A 15,312-nucleotide genomic window follows, 5' to 3' on the forward strand; every position below is an offset into this window, starting at 1 on the left:
AATCGCTCCCAAACAAGATCAATAAAAGTCCCGCCTTTACATGCGCCATGATGATATGTCAAGCAGCTACTGGCGCCCCGATCTGATGAAACTCCCTTGATATGATCTACGTCCCCCCTTACATTGATCGATGTCCGCCAGGATGGGCGGCTAGACGGCCCGCATGCCGTCGAGTGGATCACGGGGGAAGTAACGGTGGATCATGTCCACGATCAGGTGACCGCGACGGTCGACGGCATTCCGATCTTCGACGTTGTCGGCATTGGATTCGGCCCAGCGAATATTGCGCTCGCTGTTGCGCATGCCGAGGCTGGCGGCACGGAGTCGATGCATTTTCTGGAGGCAAACTCCGGGCCTGCGTGGCAACCGGGAATGCTGATGGACGGCACCGACATCCAGCACAACCCGCTGCGCGATTTCATCACTCCCAAGAATCCCTGCAGTCCTTTCGGGTTCCTCAGCTATCTGAAGGCCAACAATCGGCTGTTCCACTTCCTCAACCTCGACTCTCCCTATCCGCCCCGATCAGATTACGCCCGCTACGTGTCCTGGGTGGCAGACCACTTCGCCAGCCAGGTCTCCTACAACACGCAGGCGACCTCTATCGCGCTGGGCAGGCTACGGGACCCCGCCACCGGGCGCCGCCTGGTCCGCGTCAGCACTGAATCCGGCGACATCCTCGGGCGGGCGCTATCCTTCGCACCGGGACGGTCGGCGAACATTCCGGAACCGTTCGCGAAGCTCCTCGGAGATCGGATATTTCATTTCACGGAATACGTGCAGCGACGTGACGGGTGGCGAAAGGACAAGAAGCCGGCGAGCGTGGCGGTGATCGGCGCGAGTCAAAGTGCCGTCGAAATCCTCCTTGACCTCCACGCAACGTTCCCCGACACCAGGATCAACAGCGTGTTTCGAGCCTTCAGCTATGTGCTGAAAGACACCAGCCCTTTCACCGAGGATCTACTCTTCCCCAGCCACACGGACTACTTCTACCAGGCGTCTCCGGAGTCGAAGAAGGCCCTTACCGAGCAGGTACGGAGAAGCAACTACAGCTCGGTCGACCACGACGTTCTGAAGCACCTGTACTTCCTCCGGTACGAGCAGGCGGTCCGTGGCGACGAATCGATCTCCGTGCGGAACAACACCGACGTGCTGGAGGCCGCCTGGCATGGTGACCAGATCCGGATACAGCTGCTGGACCGGCACACCGGCGACGCCGACGCACTCGACGTGGACGCCGTGGTGCTCGCCACCGGATTCCGCAACTTCGGTGTCGGTGAGCACGAGGAAGTTTCTCATCCGTTGATGCGTGACCTGTACGGTCGCTACGAGAAGAATCCCGACGGAACCTTGCGGGTCACTCGTGACTACCAGCTCGTTCCCACTGCGGCTGACGCCGACGCACCGCCGGTCTTCCTCAACGGTCTCTGCGAGTCGACCCATGGACTTGGCGACGCCGGCTCGTTCAGCCTGCTGTCGTACCGGGCGTTCGACATCCACCGCACCCTGACCGCCGCGGTGAGCGGGCGCGCACTCACCGACCTCTGACCGGAGTTCCTCATGTTTGTAGCGCAGTTCAACATCTCGAAGGAACGCTATCAACTCGACCACCCGGTCATGAGTGACTTCATGGCCAGCCTGGATCCGGTCAACGGGGCCGCCGACGACTGGGACGGGTTCGTCTGGCGGTTGCACGACGAAAGCGGCAACGCCACCGCCATCCGGGCCTTCGACGACCCGACGATCATCTTCAATCTATCGGTCTGGCGCACTGTCGAGCAGCTCAAGGAGTTCGTGTACCGGTCAGCTCACGCGAACGTGCTCCGCCGACGCCGTGAATGGTTCGAGGTGATACCCGAGCGCAGCTACGTCCTCTGGTGGGTCGACGAGTCCGGGTTTCCCACATTGGACGAGGCCAAGGCGCGGTTGCGGCACCTGCAGGAGCATGGCCCCACGCCGTACGCTTTCACCTTCGACCGAGTCCCGGCCGTGCGCCCGGGTAGTGGCGATGCCTAGCCGATCCTATCCGTATCTGACCGACGGATACCGCAGCAGTGATCCGGACCAGGTGCTTCACCTGATCGACCAGTTCCCCCTGGCAACGCTCCTGCCCGAGGACCGCGCAGACCGCAGTGTCACGTTCCTTCCGGTGATCATCGACCCGCACCATGACGCTCGGCCGGCGCTTCTCGGGCACCTCGACAAGAGCAACCCCTTCCATCCGATTCTCGACGGTGGACGCGTACGCGCCATCTTCCACGGGCCGAACGGTTACATCTCCCCTGCGGACTACGTGACGGAGCAGTTCCCTACCTGGAACTACGCAGTCGCACAGGTAGTCGGAGTGAGCACGCTGATCGACGAGCCCGATGTCAAGCTCCAGCACCTCGCACTAATGATCGAGGTGCTGGAGAGCGGGCATGGCACGACATACCGGTTCGACCCAGAGGCACACGTCCTCGACGGCCTGCTGGCCCGCATCACGTTCTTCCGGCTCGTCGTCGATTCCATGGATGCCACCTTCAAGTTTTCACAGGACAAGGTGTTCGGGGACCGCCTCGGCGCGTATCGAGGCCTGCTGAACCGCCTCCATGCCCGGCAGGAGCGTGCGGTCACCCGTTTCGCCGAGGACGTTGCCCAGACTGGTCAACGCCGCCCCGCGAAGCCACAGGAGACCCGGGAGAGCAAAGAATGACGCAAACAGCAGCCCGTCCGCCCAACACTCCCGTCGAGGTGCACGACAACATACTCGGGGCAATCGGCAATACCCCCATCGTGCGCCTCAACCGCGTAGTCGAGGGTGTCGGCGCGCGGGTGTTCGCAAAACTTGAGTTCATGAATCCCGGCGGTTCCATCAAGGACCGAATCGGCGCCTGGCTGCTGGAGGACGCCGAGCGGCGCGGTGTGCTCCGGCCCGGCGGGTTGGTCGTGGAGGGGACCGGGGGCAACACCGGAATCGGCCTGGCCATGGCTGCCGCCGTGAAGGGCTACGAATGCGTCTTCACCGTCCCGGACAAGATGTCCGAGGTGAAGATCAAGGTGCTGCGTTCACTCGGCGCACGCGTGGTCGTCACACCGACGGTCCCCCCGTCGGATCCACGCAACTACTGCAACGAGGCGCGCCGGATCGCCGCGGCCAGGCCTGGCTCGGTCTACATCGACCAGTACAACAACCTGGCGAACCGGGAATACCATTACCGGCACACCGGGCCCGAGATCATCCGTCAGCTGCCGCAGGTGGACGTCCTGGTAGCCGGGCTCGGCACCGGCGGGACGCTGTGCGGCACCGGAAGGGCCCTCAAGGAGTACAGGCCGGACATCAGGGTCATCGGTGTGGATCCCTATGGTTCGGTCCTTCATGAGGCGTACCGCACAGGCGTGATGGGCACACCGGCGCCCTATCTCATCGAGGGCATCGGCAAGGACTGCATCCCGTCGAACATCGACTTCGGGCTCATCGACGACGTGGTGCGGGTAGGTGACCGCGAGTCCTTCCTGATGACGCGAAGCCTCCTCAGGCGAGAGGGAATCTACGCCGGCGTCTCGTCAGGCGCGGCGGTGGTCGGTGCCTCCCGCTGGATCCGGGGAGCCGGAGCGCACCTGTCCGGGCAAACGGTTGTCGTCATCCTTCCGGACAGCGGCAGCCGCTACGTCACAAAGGCGTACGACGACGAATGGATGGCGGCGCAGGGCTTACTGGACGAGGAACCCGAGGTGGGCGAAGGGCGGCCGAGCGATGACTGAGTGGACCGCTGTGGAACGGGTCGACGGGATCAGCCGACGAGACTTCTACGGGGAGTACGTCACAAAGGGACGGCCGGTCGTCGTGCGCGGCATGATGTCGCAGTGGCGGGCGCTCGACTGGGGCGTCGACTACTTCCGCCAGCACACCTCTCCGGCGCCGTTGGGTGTCAAGAAGGGCAACGTCGCCGAAGGCAGGCGAGAGCAGGTCACGCTCGCTGGATACACGGAAGCGCTCGAGGCCTACGAGGCCGGGCTTGAGGGCGGCGAGCCGGTCGAGATGCCGGGCTACCTGCACGACGTTCCCCTGTTCCGGTCCTTCCCGGACCTGGTGCGAGACGTGCAGCCCTTCCCGTCGGACCTCCTTCCCAGCTGGTACAGGCGCAACTGGCCGGAGTACGTCCAGTACTTCATGGGACCGACCGGCAGCGTCACGCCGCTGCACTTCGACACGCTGCTGACCAACAACCTGTTCTTCCACATCGCCGGCCGCAAACAGTTCACTCTGATCCCGGCCGGCCAGCGCAAGATCTGTTACACCTATGGTTGGCGGTGGGCACGCTTCGACCCCACGGCGCCCGACTACCAGAAATTCCCCAGGTCGACCGCCACCACACCGGTCACCGTCGTTCTCGAACCCGGCGAGATGCTCTACATGCCGCCGGGCACGCTACATCACGTCCGCAACCTGTCGATGACGATCTCCTTCAACATCGACTGGCACACCGCTGCCAGCGCCCTGTCGGGAATGGCTAGCGTCCTGCGGGGAGCGCCACTCAAGAACGGCTACTACAACGCGCTGTCGTTCGCGGGGGTCGGCATCGGAATCCCGTCGCAGTACGTGTTCCCGCTCTACAAGTCCTACCTCACCTACGTCAGCTGAGACACATCCACGGGGGGCGGCACAATGACCCAGGCACGCACGGTCGACCGACCGGCAACGGATCTGGAGAACCTCGAGTCAGAAGTGCGCAGCTACTGCCGGACGTGGACGGCCACGTTCGTCCGGGCGGTCGGGGACCGCATCGTCGATTCGGACGGCCGTTCCTACCTCGACTTCTTCATGGGCGCGGGGGCGCTCAACTACGGCCATTCCAACCGACACCTGCGCAGGCGGTTGATCGACTATCTCAACGACGACGGTATCGTGCACGGCCTCGACGTCATGACCGAAGCGAAGGCGACTTTCCTGCACACGCTACGCGAGCGGCTGCTCGTTCCGCGAAGGCTCGACTACAAGGTCCAGTTCACCGGCCCGACGGGGGCGAACTCGGTCGAGGCCGCACTCAAGCTCGCCCGCAAGGTGACCGGCCGGCGCACGGTCGTCGCCTTCACCAGGTCCTTCCACGGGATGAGCCTGGGTGCACTGGCTGCCACCGCAAACGCGGACAAGCGTGCCGCCGCCGGAGTGCCGCTCGAACACGTACTGCGACTGCCCTACGAGAGGTTCGGTGGACACGGCGTCTGCGGTCTCGACCTCCTGGAGGACCTGATCGGCTGCGCTGGTAGTGGCGTCGAGCTCCCTGCGGCGGTGATCGTCGAGACCGTCCAGGGCGAGGGCGGCGTCAACGTCGCCAGCCCTTCGTGGCTGCAACGGCTTGCCGAGATCTGCGCCCGGTTCGGCGTCCTGCTCATCGTCGACGACATACAAGCCGGATGCGGTCGCACCGGCCCCTTCTTCAGCTTCGAACCCAGCGGCATCCTGCCGGACATCGTCTGCCTGTCGAAGTCGCTGAGCGGATTCGGGCTGCCGATGGCGGTCACGCTCTTCCGACGAGAGCTGGACGTGTGGCGGCCCGGCGAGCACAACGGGACCTTCCGCGGCAGCGGACCGGCGTTCGTCACCGCGACCGAGGCGCTGGAGCGGTACTGGAGCAACGACGAACTGGCGCGGGCTACGGCGGAGAAGGAGGAGCCGGTCGCCGTCCGGCTCCGGGATCTCGCACAGGCCTTTCCCCATCTCGGTGTCACCTACCGCGGTCGCGGTCTCTTCTGGGGCGTTGAGTTCGGCCGTCCCGGCGTCGCGACGGAGGTGAGTCGGCAGGCTTTCGACCTGGGTCTCCTGGTGGAGACAGCAGGGGCATCCGACGAGGTCGTGAAGCTCCTGCCGTCGCTGCTGATCCAGGAGTCCGATCTCGTCGAGGGCCTGGAGATCCTCCACGAGGCCACCCGGCGCGTCGCGGGCAGCGCCGCGTGAACGCCCGCGGGGTGTCGGCGGTCGTCGTCTTCGCCTTCCTGACGGCCGTGGTGAACGTCTATGCCGGCAGCGTGTTCCAGTCGCTGTCGCCAGCCGGCGTTGCCGCGATCTCGTTCTCGCTGGCCTGCGTTCTCTTCACCGGGATCGGTCTGGCACGGCACGGGCTCGCCGCGCTGCGGCCGTTCGTCGACCAGGGCCGCGACGTGCTGGCCATCAACGTCACCACCGCCGTTGCCTGGCTGACCGTGCTGTTCTCACTGCAGTACATCGAGCCGGCGATCGTGAACGTGGTCAGCCTCGCCGTCAGCCCCGTGGTCATCGCCCTGGCCGGGCCCCTGATGCGGCGGGGCAGCCGGGTGATGGCGGGTGAGCTCGCCGCATCCGTCGGCATTCTCGCATCGCTGGTGGTCCTTGGTTGGGGGTCACTCTCGGGCCGTAGCGCGGTCGGTGAGATCGGGTACGCGGACGCCGCGCTCGGCATGACGCTCGCGGTCGCGTCCGGACTCGCTTCCGCAGGCAACATCGTCTTCTCCAAACGACTGAGTGACAAGGGTCTGAGCCCGACCGCGGTCATGGCGGTTCGTTTTCCCGTGACCATGGCGGGGGCATGGGTACTGGTCTCCGCCACTTCATTGCCCGACCTCGGCGCCGCGCTCGGCCCCGGGCTGCTGCTCGCCGTGATCTCCGTGATCGTCCCGCTCTACCTGCTGCAGATCGGCGTGCGTCACGCCGAGCCGATCACCGTCTCGCTGCTGATATGTCTGGGGCCGGGATTCACGCTCGCGTTGCAGACGCTGGACGGAAGGCTGCGAGCTTCCGCGCTGTCGATCTCGGTGATCCTCGCTATGACCGCGTTCGTCGCGCTCGGCACGCTGGCCCGGCAGCGGGCAGCTGGTACGGGGGCGGGAGCACCCCGGATCGCCGTGGTCGACGCCCATTCCACCGGTGGTTACCTGCCGGACGCACTGCGCGCCCGCGGCGCCCAGTGCATTCACGTGGATTCCGGGATGCCGGACGTTCACCTGACCCTGCGTGCGTCGGGATTCGTGGCGTCAGTCCGGCACGACGGCGATCTCCGGACAACCGTCGCGGCACTTCAACGACTGTCGGCCAGCGCCGTGGTCGCTGGCGCGGAGTCCGGGGTCGAGCTGGCCGACGAGCTCAATGCGGCACTGGGGACACCGGGCAACGGCATGTCGCGGCCGCGCGCCCGGCGCAACAAGTTCGAGATGGTCGAGGCGCTCCGGGAGGCGAACGTCGCACACGCGGCGACCATCGTCTCGAGCGTCCCGGGCGAGATAGTGCAGTGGGCAGAGTCGTCCGTGGGGTGGCCCGTCGTGCTGAAGCCGGTGGCGAGCGCGGGTACGGACAACGTCGTGTCATGCGCGTCGGCGGAGGAGATACGAGCTGCCGCCGAGAAGATCATGTCGGCACGGGACCGCTACGGCCGGGCCAACTCCCTCGTACTCGCGCAGGAGTTTCTCGCCGGCGACGAATACTTCGTCAATTCGGTCAGCCGAGACGGCGTACATCGGATGGGCGAGATCTGGCGGTACTACAAGCGTCACCTCCACGACGGGCACATCGTCTTCGACCACCACGAACCCATTGCGCCGGACGACCCGATCGCCCTCCGGCTGGGCCGCTACACCCGGGAGGTGCTCGACGCCCTGGAGATCCGGAACGGCGCCGGGCACAGCGAGATCATGTTCACCGAGCGCGGTCCCGTGCTGGTGGAGTGTGGTGCCCGGCTCGGCGGTGGCCAGGTTCCGCACATCAACATGCGCTGTCTGGGCACGAGCCAGGTGGATCTGCTGGCGCTCTCCCTCACCGATCCCCCGGCCTTCGCCACGCTCGACGAGATCGCGTACCGGATCATCGAGCGCCCCCGTCACGTTTCCCTCATCAATCCGTACCCGTGGGGACGGGTGCCGCCCGACGATTCGCTGGCCGAGATCCGCGCCCTGCCGTCGTATGCGCACGACGTGCTGGCGTTCCCGGCGGGACACCAGATCCCACGGACGATCGACGTGGTGACCTCACCGGGCTTCGTCTATCTCATCTCACCGGATCGACAGCAGATCATCAACGACTACGCCCGGATCCGCGAGATCGAGCGGGAGTATCTCTATACGTCCCGATGAGCGGCCTTCCATGCCGCCGCCGTCACTCGGTAGAGCAGGCAGTCCCGGCCACCGCCGTCCAAGCGACGACCGTCCGGGACCGCACCGATCTTTTCGACAGCGCTCCGGGAGCGGGCGTTCTCCGGAGCGACCAGGAAGATCACCGAGTCGACCTGGCGAAACGCGTGGCGCAGCATAAGTCGCTTCATCTCGCCGTTGACGGCTCCACCCCAGTACTTCCGAGCGAGGAACGTCCAACCGATCTCGATCTCGCTGGCCTCGGGGTCGTACCCGTGATATCGGGACGCGCCCATGATCTCGCCGTCGGATGTGTCCTCGGCGATCAGCGCGCCGCCGGAACCGAGCGCGTCGTCGAAGAAGCGGCGGAACGCCTGCGGGGTGTGGCGCTGCCGGTCCGGGTGCTGCGCCCAGATCAGCGGATCGGATGCCGCCAGTTGCAGACCGGACAGGTCGTCGGCGGTGAGCGGCCGGAGACGGACGAGGCTGCCGGTGAGCACCGGTTGTCGGTCAAAGGACACGGCCATCAGGCTACGGGTCAGCGGAACGCGACGGGCATCGATGTTGTGCACCAGTTCGACATCATGAGACCTGAGAGATCACGGAGGCCGGTCCTGGGCGCCATCACATGGGCGCGGACAGGGTCTGCCGGTCGGCAGCCTTGACGCCGGCTGGACAATGTCCGGCGTACCAGAACATCCACCGGACAGCCCCAGACGCCGGTCCCGAGGGGCGACGCCGCCGGCAGCGGGCGGCGGCGGTCTGGTTCGACGGAGGGAAGCCCGGTTTGCGCGACAACCTGATCAGCCTCGGGATCATCGCCGGCGCGGCTGCCGGCGCCGTCCTCCTCATGACGGTGGCCTACCGGATACTGCGCTACCTTGGCCGCCGCTCGATCCTCCTCGCCGAGCTGGCCCGGCGTGCCTATCCACCGGCATCGGTGATCGCCGCCCTCGCGGCGATCTGGCTGGCCGTGCCGGCCGCCACCAGCAACGGCTGGCACGAGCCGTTCTTCCGGGGAATCCTGCTCGCCGTGATCGCCTCCGTCGGCTGGCTGATCGCCGCGCTGACCGACGTCGCCGCCGACACGGCGCTGCGGACGTTCCGGATGGACGTCCGGGACAACCTCTCCGCACGGCGGGTGCACACCCAGATCACCGTGATCCGGCGGGTGGCCGTCGCCGTCATCGCGGTGCTCACCATCGGGGCGATGCTGGTGACGTTTCCGCAGGCGCGGGCGGTCGGAGCCAGCGTGCTGGCCTCCGCCGGTCTGGCCGGGATCGTCGCCGCGCTCGCCGCGCAGAGCATGCTCGGCAACGTTCTGGCCGGCCTGCAACTCGCCTTCGGCAACGCGCTTCGGCTCGACGACGTCGTCGTGGTGGAGGGCGAGTGGGGCCGGGTCGAGGAGATGACCCTCGGCTACGTGGTCGTCAGGATCTGGGACGAGCGTCGGCTCATCCTCCCGTCGTCCTACTTCACCTCGACGCCGTTCCAGAACTGGACCCGTACCGGCGCCTCCGTGCTGGGCACGGTGGAAATCGACCTGGACTGGTCGCTGCCGGTCGAGGAGATGCGCCGGGAGATGCGCCGGATCCTGGAGGGCGAGGCGGACCGGCTCTGGGACGGGCGGGTCTGCGTCCTCCAGGTCACCGACGCCACCGGAGGCATGATCAGGGTACGGCCGCTGGTCAGCGCCGCGAACAGCTCCGCCCTCTGGGATCTGCGCTGCCTCGTCCGGGAGAAGCTGGTCGCCTGGGTCCAGCAACAGCAGCCCTCGGCCCGCCCTCGGGTACGGGCGGACCTCGAACCGGCCGGCGCAGGCTCGGCACAGTTGCCGCCGACCGACGGCGAGTCGTTCGTCGACGGCGCGGGGCGAGCGGCGCGCACGGCGCGGGAGGACGGGGTGGAGGTCGCCGACGGCGCCGGCGCCTCGGCGGGCGCGGAGAGCGCCAACTCGCGCCCGGCGCCGGCACAGCGGACCGACTGACCCTCCCTTCCAGGGCCAGCTTTCCTCCAGGGACTCACCTCGCATCACGCCTTCGTCAGCCGGCAACGGCAACGGCAACCCCGAAAGCGGACCGGCTGCCTGGCAGCCTCCCACCTCGTGCGTGATGATCATCACCGTGACGGAACTCTGACCTCCCCAGACGGTAGAGTCCGTGCGGGTCGTCGAGGTGCGGCTACGGCCCCTCGCGGTCTTCTTCCGGGCGACGATGCTCGGGTCCGTCCGGAACATCTCTGATCCGTACCGATTGGGGTAATGCGCCGTTGCCCCAATGGGTGCGGCATCGTGTGTGCGCCCCGCGTGCACACCCTGAGTGAAAAGGCCGTATGTCTTCGTTGCTGTCCCCGGTCGTCCGACCGCGTCTGTCCCGTCCGTCCTGGCTCTCGCCGAAGGTGTTCCGGACCGAGGTCCTCGCCGGCCTGGTCGTCGCCTTGGCGTTGATCCCGGAGGCGATCAGCTTCTCCATCCTGGCCGGGGTGGATCCGCGGGTCGGGTTGTTCGCCTCGTTCACCATGGCCGTGGCCATCTCGATCTGTGGTGGCCGGCCGGCGATGATCAGCGCGGCGACCGGCGCGATCGCCCTGGTCGTCGCACCACTGGCCCGCGATCACGGTCTGGATCACCTGGTCGCCGCGGTGATCCTGGGCGGGGCGATCCAGGTGCTGCTGGCCGCCCTCGGGGTGGCGAGGCTGATGCGGTTCGTTCCACGTAGCGTGATGGTCGGCTTCGTCAACGCCCTGGCCATCCTGATCTTCGCCGCGCAGGTGCCGTACCTGCTCGGGGTGCCGTGGCTGGTCTATCCGCTCGTCGCCCTCGCCCTGGTGATCATCGTCGGGCTGCCCCGCCTCACCCGCGCCGTCCCGGCCCCGCTCGTCGCGATCATCGTCCTCACGGTGATCACGGTGGCCGCCGCCGTGACCGTGCCGACCGTCGGCGACCAGGGTGAACTGCCGAAGAGTCTGCCCACTCTCGGCCTGCCGCAGATCCCGTGGACGATGGAGACCCTGGCGCTGATCGCCCCCTACGCCTTCGGTGTCGCGCTGGTCGGGCTGATGGAGTCGCTGATGACCGCCAAGTTGGTCGACGACATCACCGACACCCACTCCAACAAGACCCGCGAATCCTGGGGCCAGGGCGTGGCGAACATCGTCACCGGCTTCTTCGGCGGCATGGGCGGCTGCGCCATGATCGGCCAAACGATGATCAACGTGAAGGCATCCGGCGCCCGCACCCGCCTGTCGACCTTCCTGTCCGGCGTGTTCCTGCTCATCCTGGTCGTGGCGCTCGGCGACGTGGTCGCGACCATCCCGATGGCCGCTCTCGTCGCCGTGATGATCATCGTTGCGGTCTCCACCTTCGACTGGCACTCGGTCGCCCCCGCCACGCTCAAGCGCATGCCACTGGGTGAGACCCTGGTCATGGTCACCACCGTCGCCACCACCCTGGCCACCCACAACCTCGCCATCGGCGTCGTCGCCGGGGTGCTCACCGCCATGGTGATCTTCGCCCGTCGGGTCGCCCACCTCGTCGAGGTCACCAGCGTGCTCGACCCTGACGGCGGCACCCGCATCTACTCCGTACACGGCGAACTCTTCTTCGCCTCCAGCAACGACCTAGTCTACCAGTTCGACTACGCGGGTGACCCCGAGAAGGTGATCATCGACATGAGTCGCGCCCACGTCTGGGACGCCTCCTCCGTCGCCGCCCTCGACGCCGTCACCACCAAGTACGCGGCCCGCGGCAAGACCGTCGAGATCATCGAACTGAACAAGCCCAGCGCCGCCATCCACGGCAGCCTCGCCGGCACCCTCACCGCGAATCACTGATGCCAGGCGCCCTCCCGGCTGCCGGACCGCAGCACACCTGCGGTCCGGCAGCCGGGCGACCCATGCGGATCGGCGAAACCACCCAACGCATAGGTCGGTGGGCGCTCGGCCCTTCCGGAGGTATATGGCCGGCCACGGGGAGAACCCTGGCCCTCAGCGGGAGCGCCAGCGCACTCCTCGACCGCACCGTCGCTAGCCGAGTAGTTCCGATATCCGGTCCCGGATCACCTTCTTGATCAGCGGCAGCGCGGCGCGTAGCCGTTTGTTGTGGCCCGGCCGCTGGGGAAGGTACGGGAACATGTCGGCCGCGCGGCGGAGAGTGCGCTTGGCCACGCGTCGCGCTGGACGACGTCAAATGCGAGGTTCGATGCGAGGCACCGCCCCGGCGTGGGCGAGCAGTCCGTCGACGAAGGCCCCAAGCGCCGCGGCGTACGTGTCCTGTGCGGCGAGGGCGGGCCATCGGTTGCCGATACCGGCCAGGTGCGGCAGCCGGGACAGGTCGGCGCGGTCGAAGAAGGCGTCGTCGGGGGCGTCATGGGCGTCGCCCGCGCGCCGACTGTCGGAGTGTGCGCGAACCAGGATCTCGCCGACGGTGTAATACCAGATACCGCGAAAGAGGTGGACGGCTTGCTCGGACGTGCACCCAGCTTCGGCGGCCGCGCCGACGATGGCCTCGACCATCTCCAACGCCGGCTGGCCGAGGCGGCGCAGGAAGCCGTCGGCGGTGAGGACTTCGGCAGCCCAAGGCCAGGCGGCGAGCGAGTCGTGGATGGCGATGGCCGATGCGACGATGCAATCTCGCGGATCGCTGGGCAGGTCGCGGCGCAGCGTCTGCTGGGCATGTTCGTTGAGCAGCTGGATCAGCAGATCCTCGCGGTCGCGCACGTGGTGGTACAGGGTCGTCGGCCCGATCCCGAGCTCAGCAGCCAGCCGGCGCACCGTGAGCCTCTCCCAGCCATCCCGGTCGATGATCTTCCTGGCGGCCTCCAGGATCTCCGCACGGGAGGTCAGTGGCGGCCGGCCAGTGCGACCGTGGGATCGGGGCATGAGCCCATCATCCTCCGCGGTTCAGGTCCGCGAAACGGGGGCGGGTCGCGTCATCGACAGGGGCAGCACACATCGCTGGCTGACTCTGAAGTTGTCCTCCGGTTTGGCGGGCGCGCATGTCGTGCTATCTTTCGGAACATGTTCGAGAAGTCGCTTCGGTTGCGCGGTACCCGCTCCGACGCGCAACCAAGTTAGGTGCAGCCAGCATCGGTCGGGAAGGGACCAGCGCGATGAACATCACCCGAAGAGGGCTTGTCGGTGGCGCCGCGTTCGGCATCGGCATGGCCGTGATGGGGACCCCGGCGTCCGCGACGACCCGCTCCCGTGCCTGCGAGTTGCAGTCCGCCCTGGACGCGATCCACCGCGCCGGAGTACCAGGCGTCTTCGCTGAGGTACGCGAAGGTCGTGACACGTGGCGCGGCGCCTCCGGGGTCGCCGACCTACGAACGGGCCGGCGGGCCACACCGACCCAGCGGCACCGCATCGGCAGCATCACCAAGACCTTCACCGCCGTTGCGGTCATGCAGCAGGTCGAGCGGGGCGCGGTCGGCCTCGACGCACCCATCGGCCGCTACCTGCCGCGGCTCGTGCCCGGAGTGCGCGGCGACAGGATCACGGTGCGGATGCTTCTCAACCACACCAGCGGCCTGCCCGACTACCTTCCCTACGCGTTCCCGTCCCTCCAGACGTTCCCCGCAGCCGGATCCACCAGGAGCCTCGACGACAACCGGTTCCGGCAGTTCAGCCGAGCAGAGCTGATCGCCATGGGCGTCGACGCGCCTCCCGCCGGCGAACCGGGGGCACCCAAAGGGGTGTACTCGAACACCAACTACCTGCTGCTCGGCGAGCTCTTGGAGGCGGTGAGCGGCATCGGAGCCGAGCAGTACATCACCCGCAACGTCATCAAGCCCGCCAAGCTGCGGAACACCGGCTTCCCGGACGGGGAACGCATCGTCGGAGCGCACCCGAAAATGTACGAGTCGTTCTTCGGCCTCATCGACCCGCCGCGGGACTACAGCGTCTACAACATGTCCTGGGTGTCGACCGGAGCCGGCCTGGTGTCAACCGTCGAGGACGTCAATCGCTTCTACGGCATGCTACTCGGCGGCAGGATCGTCAGCCGGGCGTCATTGGAGCAGATGCAGGCCACTGTCCCGGTCATCAACCAGATTGGCGAGCCGGTCACGTACGGTCTGGGCCTGCACAGGTTCGCCATTGCCGGCTGCGGCCCGATCTGGGGTCACGACGGCACAGTCTGGGGCGCACAGACGATGACGATGGTCAGCGCCGACGGCAACCGGCAGCTGTCCGTGGCGATGAACCTGGTGCGGTGGAACACGCTGGACGCTTCGGGGCAGCCACAGCACCACCCCATCGACGACGCACTGTCGAGCCTGTACAAGCAGGCGATGTGCGACTGATCTGACGATCGTTCTTCTCAAGACTCTCACGTCAACGCGGCACACTGGCCTGCGCCAAAAGATGGTGGCGCAGGCCAGTGTGCGCAACGCTTCGTGGATGTCGTCACGGGTCGTCGGCGGTCGCGGCGAGCAGAGTGAGCGCCTCGCGGATGTAGCGCCAGGCGGTGGCCACTCCGACGGCGAACCCGGCGGCCAGACGGGCAAGGGTGTCGCCGTTGCGCAAGTGGGCCAGGACGAGCAGCGCTTGGCGGCCTGGGTCGAGCCGGCGCCACCGGGATCGTCGCTGGTGGCGATGAGTACGGATCAGGTCGGCGACGTGGTTGAGGATCGGGTGGACAGCGGATCGAGGCAGGTAAGACAGCAACGAGGCTCCCGGTAGGGGCATCTTTCTTGGTCGACGCTTCTATATGCGTGGTGATCGAGTCCGGGATTCGTGATCCGCTAGGTTCGGTGCTGGCCGTGACGGTGTGACCCCACAGCAATCTGACCATCGACGAATGTGTCGTGTAGTCGACCTGTCCACCGTCGCGGCCGGCGCCGGCCGCCACCCTCGCTGGCCTGATCAGAAGCATGTCCGCAGCTCGCGCTCGCGTGACCCATCACAGATCTGCCGGCGGGTGGACCTTCCCGGGCCGACGCCATTGACCGGCATCGCCCCTGGAGGAAGGAACACCCCTCGTCATGCACATCGACGCTGACCAGCCCACCGAAGTCACCGATCGGCGCCGCTGGGCGGTCGGTGTTGACACCCACACCGACACCCACACCGCTGCCCTGGTCGACAGGCTCGGCGCCGCGGCCTCGACCCGATCCAGGTGTACGCCTACCTGCGCCGACTCGCCGCCGAGATCTCCCGGCTCCGCCGGGCCGAGTCAGCCGCCCGGACCGAGGCAGACCGCCTCCGCGCCGAACTACACCGATGGCAGGCCCGACA

Annotated in this window: 12 protein-coding genes and 2 pseudogenes; 10 read left to right on the forward strand and 4 right to left on the reverse strand. The window is 67.0% G+C overall.

What is annotated here, in order from left to right:
* Positions 1-195: 195 nt before the first annotated feature.
* The 7 genes from EV371_RS28065 to EV371_RS33985 are packed head-to-tail and all read left to right on the forward strand — an operon-like array spanning position 196 to position 8,082.
* Positions 196-1,548 (forward strand): SidA/IucD/PvdA family monooxygenase, encoded by a 1,353-nt coding sequence (locus EV371_RS28065; RefSeq protein WP_165436855.1) that lies wholly within the window; start codon positions 196-198, stop codon positions 1,546-1,548.
* Positions 1,549-1,560: 12 nt separating this feature from the next.
* Entirely contained in the window at positions 1,561-2,016 is a 456-nt protein-coding gene (locus EV371_RS28070; protein WP_130464703.1) for a DUF3291 domain-containing protein, read from the forward strand.
* Entirely contained in the window at positions 2,009-2,695 is a 687-nt protein-coding gene (locus EV371_RS28075) for an FMN-binding negative transcriptional regulator (RefSeq protein ID WP_165436856.1), read from the forward strand. Before EV371_RS28070 ends, EV371_RS28075 begins: the two co-directional genes overlap by 8 nt.
* Positions 2,692-3,744 carry a pyridoxal-phosphate dependent enzyme gene (locus EV371_RS28080; protein ID WP_130464705.1) on the forward strand — a complete coding sequence of 351 codons (1,053 nt, stop codon included), beginning with the start codon at positions 2,692-2,694 and terminating at the stop codon, positions 3,742-3,744. The genes EV371_RS28075 and EV371_RS28080 overlap by 4 nt, the downstream gene beginning before the upstream one ends.
* The gene (locus EV371_RS28085; protein WP_130464706.1) at positions 3,737-4,624 is read left to right on the forward strand and encodes a cupin-like domain-containing protein; all 888 of its coding nucleotides are present in this window, start codon (positions 3,737-3,739) and stop codon (positions 4,622-4,624) included. Before EV371_RS28080 ends, EV371_RS28085 begins: the two co-directional genes overlap by 8 nt.
* A gap of 24 nt (positions 4,625-4,648) precedes the next feature.
* A complete protein-coding gene (gene ectB / locus EV371_RS28090; RefSeq protein WP_130464707.1) occupies positions 4,649-5,938 on the forward strand; it encodes a diaminobutyrate--2-oxoglutarate transaminase in 1,290 nt (429 codons plus the stop codon).
* Positions 5,935-8,082: an ATP-grasp domain-containing protein gene (locus EV371_RS33985; RefSeq protein WP_207230625.1), complete on the forward strand. Its 2,148-nt coding sequence runs from the start codon at positions 5,935-5,937 to the stop codon at positions 8,080-8,082. Before ectB ends, EV371_RS33985 begins: the two co-directional genes overlap by 4 nt.
* On the opposite strand, the gene EV371_RS28100 is transcribed toward EV371_RS33985, so the two are convergent.
* Positions 8,067-8,600, reverse strand: coding sequence for a GNAT family N-acetyltransferase (locus EV371_RS28100; protein WP_130464708.1), 534 nt, complete (start codon positions 8,598-8,600; stop codon positions 8,067-8,069). The genes EV371_RS33985 and EV371_RS28100 overlap by 16 nt on opposite strands.
* 266 nt (positions 8,601-8,866) lie before the next feature.
* On the opposite strand from EV371_RS28100, the gene EV371_RS28105 reads away from it, so the two are divergent.
* Positions 8,867-10,066, forward strand: coding sequence for a mechanosensitive ion channel family protein (locus tag EV371_RS28105; protein WP_486484817.1), 1,200 nt, complete (start codon positions 8,867-8,869; stop codon positions 10,064-10,066).
* 344 nt (positions 10,067-10,410) lie between these two features.
* Entirely contained in the window at positions 10,411-11,910 is a 1,500-nt protein-coding gene (locus EV371_RS28110) for a SulP family inorganic anion transporter (protein ID WP_130464709.1), read from the forward strand.
* Positions 11,911-12,126: 216 nt separating this feature from the next.
* Here the strand turns inward: EV371_RS28110 and EV371_RS28115 are convergent.
* Both EV371_RS28115 and EV371_RS28120 read right to left on the reverse strand, forming a co-directional pair.
* A pseudogene (locus EV371_RS28115) lies at positions 12,127-12,216 on the reverse strand (IS982 family transposase); the annotation flags it as partial.
* A 45-nt stretch (positions 12,217-12,261) separates the two neighbouring features.
* The gene (locus tag EV371_RS28120) at positions 12,262-12,957 is read right to left on the reverse strand and encodes a TetR/AcrR family transcriptional regulator (RefSeq protein ID WP_130464710.1); all 696 of its coding nucleotides are present in this window, start codon (positions 12,955-12,957) and stop codon (positions 12,262-12,264) included.
* Between the two features lie 116 nt (positions 12,958-13,073).
* On the opposite strand from EV371_RS28120, the gene EV371_RS28125 reads away from it, so the two are divergent.
* Entirely contained in the window at positions 13,074-14,378 is a 1,305-nt protein-coding gene (locus EV371_RS28125; RefSeq protein ID WP_207230626.1) for a serine hydrolase domain-containing protein, read from the forward strand.
* A gap of 109 nt (positions 14,379-14,487) precedes the next feature.
* On the opposite strand, the pseudogene EV371_RS28130 reads toward EV371_RS28125, so the two are convergent.
* A pseudogene (locus tag EV371_RS28130) lies at positions 14,488-14,742 on the reverse strand (helix-turn-helix domain-containing protein); the annotation flags it as partial.
* Positions 14,743-15,312: the final 570 nt, after the last annotated feature.

The organism is Plantactinospora sp. CNZ321 (genome assembly GCF_004217235.1).